Origin of the sequence: Bacteroides sp., assembly GCF_052357945.1 — a bacterium.
In the GTDB taxonomy this organism is placed as follows: Bacteria; Bacteroidota; Bacteroidia; order Bacteroidales; family Bacteroidaceae; genus Bacteroides.
Genome location: NZ_DAWCXD010000022.1, coordinates 18,846 through 35,876, shown reverse-complemented (window position 1 = coordinate 35,876; position 17,031 = coordinate 18,846). Strand labels below are relative to the sequence as shown.

12 protein-coding genes are annotated in these 17,031 nt (G+C 42.4%); 5 read left to right on the top strand and 7 right to left on the bottom strand.

Annotation, left to right across the window (positions count from 1 at the left end; translation table 11 throughout):
• Positions 1-7: 7 nt before the first annotated feature.
• The 3 genes from ACT8YW_RS06915 to ACT8YW_RS06905 are packed head-to-tail and all read left to right on the top strand — an operon-like array spanning position 8 to position 790.
• On the top strand, positions 8-319 hold the full coding sequence (locus ACT8YW_RS06915; protein WP_225451045.1) for a glycoside hydrolase family 18: 312 nt from the start codon (positions 8-10) through the stop codon (positions 317-319).
• Positions 285-491 carry a hypothetical protein gene (locus ACT8YW_RS06910; protein ID WP_225451046.1) on the top strand — a complete coding sequence of 69 codons (207 nt, stop codon included), beginning with the start codon at positions 285-287 and terminating at the stop codon, positions 489-491. Before ACT8YW_RS06915 ends, ACT8YW_RS06910 begins: the two co-directional genes overlap by 35 nt.
• Before the next feature lie 29 nt (positions 492-520).
• Complete coding sequence (locus ACT8YW_RS06905) at positions 521-790, top strand: DUF1735 domain-containing protein (RefSeq protein WP_225451047.1); 270 nt, start codon at positions 521-523, stop codon at positions 788-790.
• Positions 791-1,576: 786 nt separating this feature from the next.
• Here ACT8YW_RS06905 and ACT8YW_RS06900 read toward each other — a convergent pair.
• The 6 genes from ACT8YW_RS06900 to alaS all read right to left on the bottom strand — a co-directional run bounded on the left by ACT8YW_RS06900 (position 1,577) and on the right by alaS (position 13,203).
• Entirely contained in the window at positions 1,577-3,847 is a 2,271-nt protein-coding gene (locus tag ACT8YW_RS06900; protein WP_444104455.1) for a GH92 family glycosyl hydrolase, read from the bottom strand.
• 4 nt (positions 3,848-3,851) lie between these two features.
• The gene (locus ACT8YW_RS06895; protein WP_444104454.1) at positions 3,852-6,155 is read right to left on the bottom strand and encodes a GH92 family glycosyl hydrolase; all 2,304 of its coding nucleotides are present in this window, start codon (positions 6,153-6,155) and stop codon (positions 3,852-3,854) included.
• A 44-nt stretch (positions 6,156-6,199) separates the two neighbouring features.
• Positions 6,200-7,207, bottom strand: coding sequence for a FecR family protein (locus ACT8YW_RS06890; RefSeq protein WP_444104453.1), 1,008 nt, complete (start codon positions 7,205-7,207; stop codon positions 6,200-6,202).
• A 34-nt stretch (positions 7,208-7,241) separates the two neighbouring features.
• The gene (locus ACT8YW_RS06885; RefSeq protein ID WP_444104452.1) at positions 7,242-7,799 is read right to left on the bottom strand and encodes an RNA polymerase sigma-70 factor; all 558 of its coding nucleotides are present in this window, start codon (positions 7,797-7,799) and stop codon (positions 7,242-7,244) included.
• A gap of 27 nt (positions 7,800-7,826) precedes the next feature.
• The gene (locus ACT8YW_RS06880) at positions 7,827-10,064 is read right to left on the bottom strand and encodes a GH92 family glycosyl hydrolase (RefSeq protein ID WP_444104462.1); all 2,238 of its coding nucleotides are present in this window, start codon (positions 10,062-10,064) and stop codon (positions 7,827-7,829) included.
• A 520-nt stretch (positions 10,065-10,584) separates the two neighbouring features.
• Positions 10,585-13,203, bottom strand: coding sequence for an alanine--tRNA ligase (gene alaS / locus ACT8YW_RS06875; protein ID WP_444104451.1), 2,619 nt, complete (start codon positions 13,201-13,203; stop codon positions 10,585-10,587).
• A gap of 171 nt (positions 13,204-13,374) precedes the next feature.
• Here alaS and ACT8YW_RS06870 point away from each other — a divergent pair, with 171 nt between their 5' ends.
• Positions 13,375-14,343 carry a M23 family metallopeptidase gene (locus ACT8YW_RS06870; RefSeq protein WP_004305395.1) on the top strand — a complete coding sequence of 323 codons (969 nt, stop codon included), beginning with the start codon at positions 13,375-13,377 and terminating at the stop codon, positions 14,341-14,343.
• A gap of 20 nt (positions 14,344-14,363) precedes the next feature.
• The gene (locus tag ACT8YW_RS06865; protein ID WP_004301384.1) at positions 14,364-14,708 is read left to right on the top strand and encodes a MerR family transcriptional regulator; all 345 of its coding nucleotides are present in this window, start codon (positions 14,364-14,366) and stop codon (positions 14,706-14,708) included.
• A gap of 36 nt (positions 14,709-14,744) precedes the next feature.
• Here the strand turns inward: ACT8YW_RS06865 and ACT8YW_RS06860 are convergent, their stop codons facing one another.
• A complete protein-coding gene (locus ACT8YW_RS06860; protein ID WP_009039031.1) occupies positions 14,745-16,985 on the bottom strand; it encodes a RelA/SpoT family protein in 2,241 nt (746 codons plus the stop codon).
• Positions 16,986-17,031 lie beyond the last annotated feature (46 nt).

The following is a 17,031-nucleotide window of genomic DNA, read 5'->3' as shown; positions in this document are numbered from 1 at the left end:
ATTGCATATGACAGAAACAGAAAAGAATGAATATAAACAGAATGAAAAAGCATTTGTTGGAATAATGAACGACTGGTTTCAAAGACATCAAGAACATGTGATTGTCTTTGAAGGCAATCCACAGAATCTGATAAATAAGGAACTGATAACAAATTGTTCTGTGATATTTGTATCGTGTTTTGATGTAAATAGTGTAGAAAAACTAACATTTAATTTACAACAGGTGGCTGTAGAAAATGTTCCGGTAGATAAGTTGGCTGTTATTGTCTCGAGAGCATCTCTTGATGAAAGTAACAAAGAAGTGGGGGGATTTTGCTGATGGAACGAAAATATTTGCAGGAGTGGCAGAATGGGCTCTTGGCGTTGACAATATAGATATTGCCGGACTTGGCATTTATGATATATCTAATGATTATTATAACCCTTCAATGACATTTAGAGATACTAGAAATACAATAAACACACTAAATCCGTCAATTAAAAACAGGTAGTCATAAAGAAGTATAAGCTATTTTCTATTATGATATTATTGGCTACCATTTGTTCTATATCAGGTTGCCAGGATGATGTGGAAACTTTTGATAACAAAGTATACATTGACAATGATTCTAAAGTTGGGACTATATTACTGAAAAAGGAGGTAGAAAGTTTGGAAAGAATAATTCAAACGTCAGTGTCAAAACCGGCTGAAACGGATTTCGTGATTACATGTAAAGCGGAACCGGCATTAGTGAGTACTTATAATCTGGCTTGTTATGATAATGCAATCATATTGCCTGAAGAGAATTAGCTGTATATACCGTGCAAAATAATGGAATGTTTTATGGATATTTCTGTGCTGAAATACAAGAAAGCAGTTTTTTAGATTGCAGGATATTGATGTCTTGTATATATGAGCTCGATATACTCTCAAACAATTTAATTGGGGGATATTGAGCTCGTATCTTTTAGAGCAAAATATTTTCCGAGTATCTTTGCTTAAAAGACAAATCTCATTCTCCTTCTCTTCTCCGCTTGCCTGTATTTCTTAATCTCCATTGAAAGATACTTTCTCCAGCTTGAAACTTTAGTTTCAAACGTGTGAAACTAGGGTTTCTAGTAAGTGAAACTAGAGTTTCAAGGTTTGAAACTGGAGTTTCTAAGGCGGGAAAGCAAATACTTCCTTACGGCTAAGAAATATGAACGATGTAGGTTGTGATTCTTAAGAAAGAGAGAAGGATGAAAGAAATGGTGACAGCAAAAGTGCTATCACTGTGTTGTCACATACTGCTGTCACATTATAATATGTTTATAATTAGGTATTTAAATACAAATAGATGACAGATGACAGCAGATTCTTACTTTTTAATTCTCTAGAGTGGTGTGAGATTATATTTCAGCTCATTCTCGCACGATTTTGTTCATTTCCATACCGTATTGAAACTAACCATAGTAGGTTCTTCTAGCTTTTAAAGTAAAAGCAGTGAAAGATAATCAAAGCAATAGCCAGAAAGCCAAAAAACAGCTTTCAGGCTATTGCTTTCAGCCGGAAACTGGAGGCTGAAACCGGGATGGCGGCAACTTTGTTTAGTAAGGATTATTGCTCTTTGGAGAAAGAATAAGGCATATCCTCTTCTTTCGTTCCTCTGTTCTTATTCGGTTGATTACCCATATCTACTTTGATAGTGCCACCTTTGAATAAGTCTTCGTGACGGAGATAATTCTTGGTGTAGTCGGTGCCATTGACATTCAGTGAGTTGACATAGAAATTCTTTTTGCTGTTGTTCGGAGCGTCAATCACTAAACTGTTGCCGTTTTCAAAATGAAGCGTGGCTTTCTTGAATAACGGAGCGCCTATGATATACTCGTCCGTTCCCGGGCAAACGGGATAGAAACCTAATGCCGAGAATACATACCAAGCGGAAGTCTGCCCGTTGTCTTCGTCACCGCAATAACCGTCCGGCCCCGGAGTGTACATTCTGTCCATAACCTGACGCAGCCAGTATTGAGCTTTCCAGGGCTGACCGGCATAGTCATACAAGTAAATCATGTGCTGGATAGGCTGGTTACCATGTGCATAGTTTCCCATGTTCATGACAGTCATTTCACGTATTTCGTGAATCACTTGTCCGTAGTAGCTGTCGTCAAAGACAGGCGGTACGGCAAAAACGGAGTCCATCATTGTGATAAATATGTCTTTTCCGCCCATCAGGTCGATAAGTCCTTGAGGGTCGTGGAATACAGACCAAGTGTAGTGCCAGCTATTGCCTTCAGTGAAAGCGTCTCCCCATTTCAACGGAGAGAATGGAGACTGGAATGTACCGTCTTCGTTACGTCCGCGCATCAGTTTGGATTCTTTGTCGAAAAGATTCTTATAGTTCATGGCACGTTTGGCGAAGAGGTTAATCTCTTTCTTCGGACGTTTTAGTTCTTTGGCGAGTTTGTAGATACACCAGTCATTGTATGCATATTCCAACGTGCGGGCAGCGTTCTCATTGATTTTTACATCATAAGGCACGTAACCCAGTTTATTGTAATATTCATATCCCAGACGTCCTGTTGATGATACTTGTGGATGTACATTCTCCGTTCCGTGAATCAGCCCTTCATACAATGTTTTTATATCGTCCACTTTCACTCCTTTCATGTAAGCATCCACTAAGACAGAAGCAGAGTTGTTACCAACCATACAGCCTCTGTGCCCCGGACTTGCCCATTCCGGGAAGAAACCGCTCTCTTTATATGTATTGATCAGACCTTCCTGCATTTCCTTGTTGACTGACGGGTACATTAGGTTCAATAATGGGAATAGGCAACGGAAAGTATCCCAAAAGCCTGTGTCGGTATACATATATCCCGGTAATACTTGCCCATTATAAGGACTGTAATGAACAGGTTGGCCGGTAGCATCCAGTTCGTAGAATTTGCGTGGAAAGAGTAATGAACGATATAAACAAGAATAGAATGTGCGATATTGATCGAGATTGCCTCCTTCTACTTCTATTTTGCTTAACACTTGGTTCCACGCTTCTTTTCCTTTTTTGGCTAGCTGTTCGATGTTATCTTTGCCCAACTCTTTCATATTCAAAGCTGCCTGTTCAAAACTGATGAAAGAAGAAGCAATCCTTGCATGTACTTGTTCACCTTTATGTGTTTGGAAACCGATAATGGCTCCGGCATGATCCGTGGTCTGTTCGGTAACATTTTCCTGCAGATTACCATTGGCTACCGTAGCTTTATAAGTGAAAGGCTTGTCGAATTCAATAATAAAGTAATTTTTAAAGTTTTCGGGAACTCCACCGCTGTTGCGAGTCGTGTAACCGATAATCTTGTTTTCTTCCGGAATAACCTTAATATACGATCCCTTATCAAAGGCATCCACTACAACATATGAATGATCGTTTTCCGGAAAAGTGAAACGGAAAAGAACGGCACGCTCGGTTGGAGCCATTTCTGTCACTACATCATGCTCTGCAAGATATACTTTATAATAATAAGGAGTGGCAGTTTCTCCTTTGTGGGCAAACCAACTGGCACGCTTCTCTTCATTGAATTCCGGTTTGCCTACTACAGGCATAATAGAGAATTGTCCGTAATCATTAATCCACGGACTGGGTTGATGTGTTTGTTTAAATCCACGAATCTTATTAGCCGTATAAGTGTATTGCCATCCATCTCCCATCTTTCCTGTCTGTGGAGTCCAGAAATTCATCCCCCACGGACGGGCAATGGCCGGATAAGTATTACCTGTTGATAACTCGAAACTAGATTGAGAACCCATAAGCGGATTGACATACTGCGTCCAGTCTTTGGCTTTTGCAAAGACGATACAACTTAATGCACATACTAATAGGAGATATTTTTTCATGGTCTTATTTATTATTTGATATGAGAGTCGGAGAGATGATCCCCCATTTTGTAGGTTGACTACTCATTTTGATTTCCATCATTCCTCCATTCGCAATATCCTGATGGTTAAAGAATGGAATGTTTAGAGCCTTACCGTTCAGCGATACACTTTCAATGTATTTATTCTTTTTCCCATTATTCTTTACCACAATACAGAAAGTCTTTCCTTCAGGCAGATTGATAACTGCTTTGTCGAAGGCAGGACGTCCGATGGAATATACCGGCTTGCCGGGACATACCTGATAGAATCCCATAGAGTTGAGTATATACCAGGCAGACATCTGACCGCAGTCCTCATTGCCCGAAAGACCATCTATACTGTTGGCATACTGGCTCCGGTAAACACTATCTACCAACTCTTGAGTTCTCCAAGGATGGTTAACGTAGTTATATAGATGGATCACATGATGACTTGGTTCGTTTCCATGTGCATATTGCCCGATCAGTCCGCTGATATCTGATGAGGTTGTCTCACCTTCAAGTGATGAATCGGCCGAGAATAAAGAATCGAGTTTCTGGACAAAAGCATCTTCTCCACCCATCAGATTGACTAATCCTTCTACATCATGCGGCACAAACCAAGTCCATTGCCAAGCTGTTCCTTCACAATAATCATCGCTGCGGTGAGTAGATGCACGCGGATTGAATGGAGTACGCCATTCACCTTTTGAGTCCAGTCCACGCATGAAGCGGATTGATTTGTCGAAATAAAATTCGTACGCCTTGGCGAAGCGTTCATACTTTGCTTTGGATTCAAAATCACTCATTGCTTCTGCAAAGATAGAGATACACCAGTCATCATACGCATATTCCAGAGCTTTGGCCACTGATTCATTTTCGCGGTCACAAGGGATATATCCGATGGCATTCTTATAATATTTTGCTTTAGGCATGAGATGAGGCAAAACCAGATCCGGACATTTGATGCCGGTGGTATCATATTCGGCAGCACGCAGGCAGGCTTTATAAGCCTCTTTGGCATCAAAATTGCGATATCCTTTCATGTAGGCATCCACGATGACCGGAACAGCATGATAACCAATCATAGTGCCGGTGTAATTGGAAGCCAAGTCCCACATGGGGTATATCCCACCTTCCTGATGTTTCTTAATTAACGAATTGATAAAGTGATTATTCAGATCAGGATCAATGATAGTCATTAGCGGATGTAGCGCACGGAAAGTATCCCATAAAGAAAAGACAGTGTATGTCGGATTAAGGGTGTCTCCTTGATGCACTTCAAGATCCATTCCTAAATAACGTCCGTCTGCATCAGTGAACAGATTTGGACTGATTCCCGTATGATAGAGGGCCGTGTAGAAGATGGCTTTATCTTCTTTATCGGAAGTTGTAATATCAATTTTGGAAAGATATTCATTCCATGCCGTACGTGCGTCTTTACGTACTTTCTCGAAATCCCATCCGGGAATTTCTGATTCAACGTTCTTCCGTGCACCGGCAATATCAACAGCGGACACACCTACTTTAACAAGAACCTGTTCGTCTTTACTGGTGTTGAAATGCAATAATGCTTTGCAGACAGGAAGCCGTTTGCCATTGTCCATGGTGATAGAATCCGTAACGAGCGTATAAGAGAATGGTTTGGAAAATTTAGCGTAGAAGTTGATGTATTGGTCGAAAGCCCAATAAGTTGTTTTCTTATGTCCACAGATTTCCGTATCGCTTATTACTTCTATTTCCATCTCGGAGTTAGTCTGTCGTTGCAGGCTGTAATCCAGGTCGATGATAAATCCGGATTCGGTGTTTTCGGGAAAAGTATAGCGATGGATTGCTCCTCGTTTGGTGGATGAAATTTCAGCTTTCACCTGATAAGTATCAAGAAAGACAGAATAATATCCTGGTTCTGCGATTTCATTCTTATGTGAGAAAGAGGAAGCGTATGCTAGTCGCTGGCTTTGGGGATCGGTTGTACGATATTGTTGCTTACCCACAGTTGGCATGAGCAAGACATCTCCATAGTCGCAACAACCTGTACCGCTGACGTGTGTGTGTGAGAAGCCATTGATGGTAGAGTCGGCATAATAATAACCGGAACAAGCATCCCAACCATCGATCCGGGTGTCCGGACTGGGCTGAATCATCCCGTGGGGAACTACCGCTCCAGGGAAGGTATGACCATGTCCACCGGTACCGATGAAAGGGTTGACGTAAGCACTATAGTCTTTTACATTAGTGGGGGCTGTGCAGGAGCTAAGTGTGAATAAACCTCCTAAACATCCTACTATTAGGAATGTTTTTAATTTCATGGTATTAATAGCTTTTAAGTTTTATCCGGTTCATCTTTTACTTCTTATTTGGGAGAAATGAAGATATTGTTTCCGACAATTTTATAATCAATAGGTATAGAGTTTTGCAATGATTTCAACACTGACTCGATATTCGATTTCCTTTTCAGTACACCGGAGTAAGTTTTACCCGTCTGAATGTCAGGAGATAGAATGATTTTCACATCATAGAAACGCTCCAGCGCTTTGGTGATGGTGAAGATATCTGCTTTTTGGAATGGAATCAGATTGTCGTGCCAAACAGCATCCAGCTTGGCATCCACTTGTTTTACGGTCAGTCGTCCATTATTTTTGTTCAGTTCCGCACGCTGTCCCGGAGTGAGGATAATCTGCCCCTCTTCCTTATTGCCTTTTACTTCAATCTCACCTTCAATAAGTGTCGCCTCCGCTATCCGGCAACGCTTATCGGATTTTAAATTGAACGTAGTTCCCAATACGCGTACGCGTATTGCGTCACTTTGAACGGTGAATGGCTTATGGCGGTTTTTGGTGATCTCAAAATAAGCTTCTCCTTCCAGGTAGACATTGCGTTCCTTTTCGGAGAACTCACGTGGATATTTCAAGGTTGCTGCATTGTTCAGCCAAACCTTGCTGTCATCCGGCAAGACTACCTCCTTAACAATGCCTTCGCTGGCTACTGCAACCATCATTTGTTGATTGTTTCCGTTTTGATAGAACCAATATCCGACTCCACCACCCATGACCAACATCACAGCAATCACTGCGGCATATTTCATCCAGCGATGCATGCTTAGTATTTTGCTCTGTTTACCTTTCTCTTCGTCCAGCTTTTTATAGAGTTGTTTTTCCGCACGAAGTATCCGTTGTTCATCAGTGTACTGGTCGAATTTACCCAAATGATAAATTTCTTCCATACGAAAGAGCTGGCGGGCATTTTCTTCCGATTCCTTCATCCAGGCATTGACCTCGATAAGCTCTTCTTCAGAACACTGTCCTGTCAGATATCTGTTTATTATTTCTTCACTCAGATTACTCATTTTCTTTTCCTTCATATTAGTAATACAATTCAAAACGCAAAAACACTTATTATAATCGCCATAAAAATAAGAAAAGAATCGCCCAAAGAGGATCGAGTCGGCCACGCAAGTATTTTAAAGCCTTATACATATGGGCTTCCACCGTGCGGAGTGAAACTCCGAGAATATCGGCTATTTCCTTGTTTTTCATATCATGCAGATAGCTAAGTTTGAAAACCTCTTTGCATTTGTCAGGGAGCTCATTAATTGCATCATGAATTTCTTTGCGGAGTTCCTTGTCTTCGATCCTCCGAATCACTTCGTTGTTGTCCGGTTGGTAAAACTCTGCACGTCTTTGGTTGATTTCTTCCATGGCAACACAATAACCGTCTTCCACACTGCGGTGTTTCAAGACGTTAAGGGCACGGGTGTAAACGGCACGATAGAGAAAGGCCTGGATTTGGTCGCCTATTTCTATGTGGTCTTTCCGCTTCCATAATTCTACAAATACGTCCTGCACTACATCTTCTGCATCTTCTTCTCCCACCAGACGGGTAGCATAGAAAATCAGGCTGGGATAGTACCGGCGAAATAGTGCTTTATAGGTTATATCGAAGTTTTCGTTCATTCTCACAGTTGGTTGTTCTGGTTTGGCTTATGGGTTATTTTCTTCGGATATGACTCCAGTTGCTTTAGGTGTATTACTCATTTCGAATTCGACAGTCGCTCCACTCATGATTTGCTCGTGAGTAAGATATGTTTTGTCATACGGTTTTCCATCTATTTTGATGGATTGGATATAGATATTTTCTTTGTTCACTTTGGGGGCCAGTACGGTGAAAGTCTTTCCATTCGCCAGATGTAATTGCATTTCCGGGAATAGGGGAGTACCTATCTCGTATTTTCCACTGACGGGATTGACGGGGTAGAATCCCATCGCACTGAATATATACCATGCTGACATCTGCCCGCAATCTTCGTTGCCACAAAGACCGGCTGGTTCGTTCTTGTAGAGCTCGTTCATCACTTTGGCTACATATTCTTGTGTGCGATTTTCGTGTCCTATAGCATTGAACAGATAAATAACGTGATGGCTCGGTTCATTGCCATGCGCATATTGTCCTATCATGCCCGTGCTGAAGATAGGTAGTTCGTCATCTGCTGCCGGATGATAGGTGAACATACTGTCCAGTTTTTCGGCAAATCGGTTTTTACCTCCTACAAGGTCGATCAGTCCGTTAATGTCATGCTGTACAGACCAAAAGTATTGCCATCCGTTACTTTCGCAAATGTGTGGCGTATAGTCATCGGCTTTGAAATCCTTGATAAAGGTGCCTTTGTCGTCACGTGGCTGCATGAAAGAAGTGGCGGGGTTATATACATTCTTGTAGTTTTGAGAACGTTTGTAAAATTCGTCCGCAATGTCTTGTTTGCCCATCTTCTTCGCCATTTCGGCAATGCAATAGTCATCGAAAGCGTATTCCAGTGTTTTGGATAACGACCAGTTTTCTGCGTTGTAGTGGTCTGTTACGTTGTAAGGTATGTATCCTAATTCTTTATAGAGTCCAATGCCGCGGTAATTATCCAGATTAGCCGTTGCTATGCAAGCATCCAAGGCTTTCTTTGCGTCGAAGTCGCCGATTCCTTTCAGATAGGCGTCTACAATAACAGGAACAGCATGATAACCGATCATCATGTCTGTTTCACTTCCGTAGAAGTTCCACACTGGCAGACGGCCATTCTGTTCGTAGAAGGCGATGAAGGATTTCACCATGTCGTTTACACGCTCGGGTTCGGTATAAGTAAAGAGCGGGTGGGCGGCACGGTATGTATCCCATAGAGAGAAAGTGCTATAATTAACCCAGCCGTTGGCTTGGTGTACTTTCTTATCGGGACCGTAGTAAGCTCCGTCTACATCACTGTAAATAGTTGGAGCAATCATTGAGTGATAGAGAGCGGTGTAGAAGTTTACTTTATCGTTCTCATTATCACCTTTTATTTCAATCTTTCCGAGCTGGCGGTTCCAGTTTGCTTTTGTTTCCGCCAAGTATTTGTCGAAGTTATTTTCGGGGACTTCAGCTTGCAGGTTTTTGGCTGCTCCTTCCATACTGACGCCGGAAATGGCAGTGTTTACTAATATCTGTTCATCCTTTTGGGTCTTGAAATCAAAGCGGGCGATAACAGCGGTACCGATACGTTTGTTATCTTTGATGATGGCAGTTGTGTCCAGTTCCATTTTCTCAAAAGGCTTGGAGAATCGGGTGCGGAAATAGATGTGTTGATCGCGTGCCCAGCCGTCGGAGAAACGGTAACCTTGAATGGTGACGGAGTCTACGACTTCGATATGAGAATCGTTGGTAAAATCCCAGTTCATGGCTTTCTTCAGATTTAAGAAGATAGCAGATTGGGCTTCCGGAAACGTATAACGTTGGATACCGCAACGCTCGGTGGCAGTCAGTTCGACGTTGATGTTATAATCAGTCAGGCGTACTTGATAATAACCGGCATGAGCACTTTCATCCTTGTGGGAGAATTTAGAGTGGATGCCAAGTGGAGCTTCCGCTTCTTTGTAGGGAAGGGTGACAGGCATGAAAGAAATATCATACAAATCTCCCGCTCCAGTGCCGGAAAGATGTGTGTGGCTGAAACCGGCAATCGTACTGTCCGGATAGAAATAACCGGAGATACGGTCCCATCCGGGGAGTCCGTTGTCCGGGCTAAGTTGCACCATGCCGAAAGGAGCTTGGGCACCAGGATAAGTGTTTCCAGTGAAGTCTGTTCCGATAAATGGATTTACATAAGATGTGTAATCTATTTCGTGTTTTTCTTGCGTAGGGGTACAAGAAATGAGCATGCAGGTTAACAGCAGGCATAGATAAGCAGGTGTTCTCATCATTCTTTAGGTATTAGTGATTACTTATTTTATTTATTTGAAGGATAAGAAAAATAATTAATCTGGTCACAAAGGTAGAAAAAAACTGTGACAAGCCTAAATTATAAGCTAATATTTTTAGAAAGAGACAAATAGACTTCTATTTCTTACCGGGTTTGTTTGGTTTTGGGGGAGGGTAGGAAGTATCCTTTCCCGATGCTTTTATAGAGGATTCAAAGGGGATTCAAGCCGAAATTGTTGTTGGTGAATTCACTTCTGTAAAATAGTGACGCTATCCGATGCAAATAGTGACGCTATATGCCAGCGATACCGTCACTATCCTGTGCATATACCGTCACTATTTTTTTTCTACATTAATAGGGAGTTTCTTATGTATTTATTCAGACGCGTCTAATTTTAAGTCTTTACGTAAAAGAGGTTGTCTATAAGTTTCTTTTTAACGATTTCACCCCTATCAGAACAAACTCTGATAGGGGTGATTTCTTTTTTTGGCTTGTTAGGCAGCCTCTTTTATTTATTCTTAGATTCCTGCCAGCTCCAGTACTTTTTCAACTGCTGCCGGTAGTCCATCAGCATTTTTACCTCCTGCAGTAGCGAAGTGAGGTTGGCCACCGCCGCCACCTTGAATCAGTTTGGCAGCCTCTTTTACCAGATTACCAGCTTTCAGACCACCAGCAACCAAATTATCGCTAAGCATTACTGTCAGCATCGGTTTGCCATTGTCTGTACTTCCGGCTACGAAGAACAAGTTTTCTGTGATTTCACCCCGAAGTTGGAAAGCGATATTCTTCACTACTTCTGCCGGTAGTGGGGCACAGAACTTGATTACTTTGATACCGTGGATCTCTTGTACATTTTTCAGTAGTCTTTCCTTCAAAGCTGCTTCTTTCTCTTTCATGAAGTCTTCTACCTGCTTCTTCAATCCTGCATTTTCATCCAGATATTTGCGGATTGCAATGCTCAAGTCAGGAGCATTGTTGAAGAGAGCCTTCAAGTCGCTAAGTGTATCTTGTATCGTATCCAGCATTTCTTCCACGCGTGCTCCGGTATAAGCTTCAATACGGCGAACGCCGGCAGCAACAGAACTTTCGGAGATGATTTTTACCATACCGATATTTCCGGTTGCAGCTACGTGTGTACCACCGCAGAACTCGATAGAAGTACCGAATTGGATCACACGAACTCTGTCGCCATACTTTTCACCAAAGAGAGCGATAGCTCCCAACTCCTTAGCTTCCTCGATAGGAATATTGCGATATTCTTTCAATGGGATATTAGCGCGGATTCTTGCATTGACGATATGTTCAACTTTACGGATTTCTTCATCGGTCACTTTCTGGAAGTGAGAGAAGTCGAAACGTAATGAATCCGGTGTAACCAATGAACCTTTCTGTTCGATGTGTTCACCCAATACTTCACGTAAAGCAGCATCCAGCAAGTGGGTCGCCGAGTGATTGGCTGCACAGGCAGCACGTTTGTCGGTATCTACACAAGCCATCATCGGAGCTTCCGGATGTTCGGGTAGCTTTTTGGTAATATGTATCGGAAGATTATTCTCTTTCTTTGTGTCGACCACTTCAATCGTCTCGAACTCGCTCACCAATACACCTGTATCACCTACCTGACCACCACTTTCTGCATAGAACGGAGTATAGTCGAGTACAATCTGATACAATGTCTGGTTCTTTTGTTTGATCTGACGGTAACGAAGGATAGAAGCCTCGTATTCAGTGTAATCGTAACCAACGAATTCAGTTGTTCCTTCTTTCAGTACAATCCAGTCACCAGTTTCGATGGCGGCAGCATTACGTGCACGCTGTTTCTGTTGCTGCATTTCTTCATTGAACTCTTCAATGTTGACAGTCATTCCGTTTTCACGGAGAATCAGCTCTGTCAAGTCGAGCGGGAAACCAAATGTATCATATAAAGTAAAGGCATCTTTACCGCTGATTTCAGTTTTTCCATTGGCTTTGGTATCTTCCATTGTCTTATCCAATAAACGGATACCAGTTTCTAAAGTGCGGAGGAATGATTCTTCTTCTTCCTTGATTACTTTTTCAATCAGTGTCTTTTGTGCAACCAGTTCAGGATAAGCCTCTCCCATGTTATCAATCAATACAGGAAGCAACTTATACATAAATGCCTGTTTCTGTCCGAGGAAAGTATATCCGTAACGAACGGCACGGCGAAGGATACGGCGGATCACGTAACCTGCCTTTGCATTAGACGGCAACTGGCCATCTGTGATTGAGAATGCAATGGTACGGATATGGTCGGCAATCACACGCATAGCAATATCTTGCTGCTTGTCTTTTCCATATTCTGTACCCGACATTGTTGCAATAGCTTTCAGCATTGGCTGGAATACGTCTGTGTCGTAGTTGGATGTTTTGCCTTGCAGAGCCATACAAAGACGTTCGAATCCCATACCGGTATCAATAACCTTGGCAGGAAGCGGCTCAAGATTGCCGTCTGCTTTGCGGTTGTATTGCATGAACACGAGGTTCCAGATTTCAATTACCTGCGGGTGATCGTGGTTCACGAGGTCGCGACCGGAGATCTTGGCACGTTCTTCAGCAGGACGGAGGTCGATATGGATTTCGGAACAAGGTCCGCAAGGTCCTGTATCACCCATTTCCCAGAAGTTGTCGTGTTTGTTACCGTTGATGATGTGATCTTTCGGCAAGAACTGTTCCCAATAGGAAGCAGCTTCGTCGTCACGGCTCAATCCTTCTTCAGGACTTCCTTCAAATACGGTTGCATAGAGATGTTCCGGATTCAGTTTCAAAACTTCTACCAGATATTCCCACGCCCAGTTGATCGCTTCTTTCTTGAAGTAATCGCCGAACGACCAGTTACCAAGCATTTCAAACATGGTGTGGTGGTACGTATCGTGTCCTACTTCTTCCAGGTCATTATGCTTTCCGCTTACACGCAAACATTTTTGCGAGTCCGCGACTCTTTGGTATTTCGCCGGATGGTTACCCAAAATAATATCTTTAAACTGGTTCATACCCGCGTTCGTAAACATCAGGGTAGGGTCATCTTTAATCACCATCGGAGCCGAGGGAACGATGTGGTGTCCTTTCGACTCAAAGAAATTCTTGAATGAATCTCTGATCTCTTTTGCAGTCAACATATAATGAAGAATTATGATTTATGAATTATGAATTATGGGCTGTGGGATATGAGAGAGGGGAGGAATCCCCAATAAATCATAAATCACAACTCATAAATTCGTAAAAACTGTGCAAAGATAGCTTGTTTTTATTACTTTTGCCGTATTAACAAGCGAAATATTTCCAAAAAGATGCGCAAAGTATACTACATCTATAATCCACAGACCCAGACTTATGATCGAATTTACCCTACCGTACGGCAGCGTGCGCTTAGTATCCTGCGTCGGCTTTTCTATGGAATGGGGTTGGGAGCAGGTTGCTTTATTGTATTGCTTTTGATTTTTGGTTCTCCGTCGGAGAAGGAATTAAGAATTGAAAACAGCCGTCTTTTGGCGCAGTACAATGTGCTTTCCCGGCGTTTGGATGACGCTATGGGGGTGCTTCAGGATATTCAGCAACGTGACGATAATCTGTATCGGGTGATTTTACAGGCAGATCCTGTTTCTCCGGCTATTCGTCAGGCAGGTTATGGCGGGACGAACCGTTACGAAGAACTGATGGATTTGGCGAATGCCAAGCTGGTGGTGAACACGACTCAAAAGTTGGATGTGCTTTCCAAAAGGCTTTATATCCAGTCGAAATCTTTCGATGATGTGATTGATATGTGTAAGAACCATGATGAGATGCTGAAATGTATTCCGGCCATACAGCCTATTTCGAATAAAGATCTTCGTCAGACAGCATCCGGTTATGGTACACGTATTGACCCTATTTATGGTACGACAAAGTTCCATGCAGGCATGGACTTCTCTGCTCATCCGGGAACGGATGTATATGCTACCGGAAACGGAACAGTGGTGAAAGTGGGATGGGAAACCGGATACGGTAATACCATTGAGATAGATCATGGTTTCGGGTATCTCACTCGGTATGCTCACTTGCAGGGATTTAATACGAAAGTCGGAAAGAAAGTGGTACGTGGTGAGATTATCGGAAAAGTGGGTAGTACAGGAAAAAGTACCGGTCCGCATCTGCATTATGAAGTGCACGTGAAAGGGCAGGTAGTGAATCCGGTCAATTATTATTTCATGGATTTGAGTGCCGAAGATTATGAAAAAATGATTCAGTTGGCAGCCAATCATGGTAAAGTATTCGATTAAAATCTTAAAACAGGAGTGTTATGCTTAATACAGATAAAGAATTGAAGCTATATTATTCAATAGGAGAGGTTGCCGACATGTTCGGAGTCAATCCGTCATTGCTCCGTTTTTGGGAAAAGGAATTTCCGCAAATCTCTCCTAAGACAGCAGGAAGAGGAATACGTCAGTACCGCAAAGAAGACGTAGAAACGATCGGTCTTATCTATCATTTGGTAAAAGAAAAAGGCATGACACTTCCCGGTGCCCGGCAACGTTTGAAGGATAATAAAGAAGCTACGGTTCGTAATTATGAGATTGTAAATAAGCTGAAAGCGATAAAAGAAGAGCTTTTGGCTATTAAACGCGAATTGGATGGACGGGAGTAGAATAACGTTGATCGATAACGAATGTGTCGATCAACGTTATTCTTCTACGCGGCTCACCTGTTTGATATTCTGTATTTTCTTCAGATTGTTACAGATGGTTTTCACATCATCCACGTCATGTACCCATAACTGAATTTTTCCTTCAAAGATACCATCTTCGGTTTCGATGGTCAGCTTACGGATATTTACATTGAGCTGCCTGGAGATAACCTGGGTGACTTCATTCAAAAGTCCCATGCTGTCTATACCTTTTATATATATATATACCAGGAAAGATAGTTCTTTGTGTGTATCCCATTCTGTTGCTAATATACGGTTGCCATAACTGCTCTTCAGTTTGGCGGCAACAGGACATTGGCGTTTGTGGATAATGATCCGGTCGTTTTCATCCACATATCCCAATACGTCATCACCGGGAATAGGATGGCAACATTCGGCCATGATGTATTTCTTCTGCAAACTTTCTTCCGTCAGTTTGAGCACTTGCTTCGGATTGATTTTTTCTTTTTCTTGCGGCTCTTTTTCTTCTTGCTTCTCTTTATTGTTGCCGAAAGAGAAAGTCAGATATTTCTTCCAGTTACTGGTTTGCTTTTCTTTCAGTTCATTCTTGTCCGCTTCTCCCAGAATGATTGCTTTACTGCCAATGGCAGCCAACAATTCTTCTTCATTCTTTGCATTATGCAGTCTACGCAGCTTCTCAATAACGGCTTCTTCAGGGCGGATTTCCTCTTTTTTCAAAAACTCGTTAAGAATTTCTTCACCTATCTTCTGGTTTGCTTTACGCTCCTTGCGGAGGATGGCTGCTATCTTGGCACGGGCACGGGCAGTGGTTGCAAAAACTTCCCATTGCGGTTGTACACGTTGCGATTTTGAAGTCAGGATCTCAACCTGGTCACCACTTTGCAATTTATGGCTTAACGGAACTAATTTGTGGTTGACTTTGGCACCAATACAATGGCTACCAATATCCGTATGCAGGGAAAACGCGAAGTCGAGAGCCGTAGAATTCTGCGGCATAGTCTTCAGTTCACCTTTGGGAGTGAACACAAATATTTCAGAAGCAAATAAATTAAGTTTGATGGTATCCAGAAAATCAATGGCATCCGGTTGCGGATCATCCAATATCTCCTTAATGGTTTTCAACCATTTTTCCAACTCTCCTTCATCTTCGCTGCCTCCTCCTTCTTTGTATTTCCAGTGAGCGGCGAAACCTTGTTCGGCAACGTCATTCATTCGTTCACTGCGAATCTGGACTTCAATCCATTGTCCGTTATTACCCATCAGGGTGACATGCAATGCCTGATAACCATTTGCTTTAGGATGGCTCACCCAGTCGCGCAGACGGTCCGGATGAGGCTTGTATATCTTGGAGATGGAAACGTAAATGTCGAAACAGTCGTTGAGTTCTTCTTCCTCATTGCGTGGTTCGAAGATGATTCGAACAGCCAGCAAGTCAAATATTTCTTCGAAAGGAACATGCTTGGTCTGCATCTTGTTCCAGATGGAATAGATTGATTTTACACGGGCAAGTATCCGGTATTTCAATCCCATCTTATCCAGTTGTGTACGGATGGGGGCAGTGAAGTCGTTGAAAACCTTGTCGCGTTCGGCAGCTGTGGCATTCAACTTCTCTTCTATTTCCGCATATTCTTCGGGATGTTCATATTTGAAGCTTAGATTCTCAAGCTCTGTTTTTATTTTATAGAGCCCCAGGCGGTTAGCGAGTGGCGCATAGATGTAAAGCGTTTCGCCTGCAATCTTATATTGCTTGTTGGGCAACATGGAACCGAGGGTACGCATGTTGTGCAAACGGTCGGCTATCTTGATAAGAATTACCCGGATATCGTTCGACATAGTGAGCAGTAACTTCTTGAAGTTCTCTGCTTGTGCTGAAGCACGGTCACCGAAAATTCCACCGGATATCTTGGTCAGTCCGTCTACAATTTGGGCAATCTTCGGGCCAAAGATATTCTCAATGTCTTCTACTGTGTAATCAGTGTCTTCTACCACATCATGCAGCAGGGCTGCACAAATGGAAGTAGAGCCAAGTCCGATTTCATTACATACAATACTTGCAACGGCAATCGGGTGCATAATATAAGGTTCGCCCGAACGACGTTTGATACCTTTATGCGCCTGATTAGCGAAGTTGAAAGCCTTCGTAATGATTTCAACCTTTTTGCGATGTTTAGTGTTGAGATAATCATTCAGTAGTTCGTGGAACGCCTGATTGATCATCTCTTCATCACTTATTTCTTTGGGGGGCAGATTATCCATAATTGTTATCCTTTCACTTGCTTAGTTCTGCAAAAATAAGCAAATT

Coding starts and splice junctions, on each gene's coding strand:
- ACT8YW_RS06915 (WP_225451045.1), top strand. CDS start 8: ATGACAGAAACAGAAAAGAATGAATATAAACAGAATGAAAAAGCATTT.
- ACT8YW_RS06910 (WP_225451046.1), top strand. CDS start 285: ATGAAAGTAACAAAGAAGTGGGGGGATTTTGCTGATGGAACGAAAATA.
- ACT8YW_RS06905 (WP_225451047.1), top strand. CDS start 521: ATGATATTATTGGCTACCATTTGTTCTATATCAGGTTGCCAGGATGAT.
- ACT8YW_RS06900 (WP_444104455.1), bottom strand. CDS start 3,847: ATGAAAAAATATCTCCTATTAGTATGTGCATTAAGTTGTATCGTCTTT.
- ACT8YW_RS06895 (WP_444104454.1), bottom strand. CDS start 6,155: ATGAAATTAAAAACATTCCTAATAGTAGGATGTTTAGGAGGTTTATTC.
- ACT8YW_RS06890 (WP_444104453.1), bottom strand. CDS start 7,207: ATGAAGGAAAAGAAAATGAGTAATCTGAGTGAAGAAATAATAAACAGA.
- ACT8YW_RS06885 (WP_444104452.1), bottom strand. CDS start 7,799: ATGAACGAAAACTTCGATATAACCTATAAAGCACTATTTCGCCGGTAC.
- ACT8YW_RS06880 (WP_444104462.1), bottom strand. CDS start 10,064: ATGAGAACACCTGCTTATCTATGCCTGCTGTTAACCTGCATGCTCATT.
- alaS (WP_444104451.1), bottom strand. CDS start 13,203: ATGTTGACTGCAAAAGAGATCAGAGATTCATTCAAGAATTTCTTTGAG.
- ACT8YW_RS06870 (WP_004305395.1), top strand. CDS start 13,375: ATGCGCAAAGTATACTACATCTATAATCCACAGACCCAGACTTATGAT.
- ACT8YW_RS06865 (WP_004301384.1), top strand. CDS start 14,364: ATGCTTAATACAGATAAAGAATTGAAGCTATATTATTCAATAGGAGAG.
- ACT8YW_RS06860 (WP_009039031.1), bottom strand. CDS start 16,985: ATGGATAATCTGCCCCCCAAAGAAATAAGTGATGAAGAGATGATCAAT.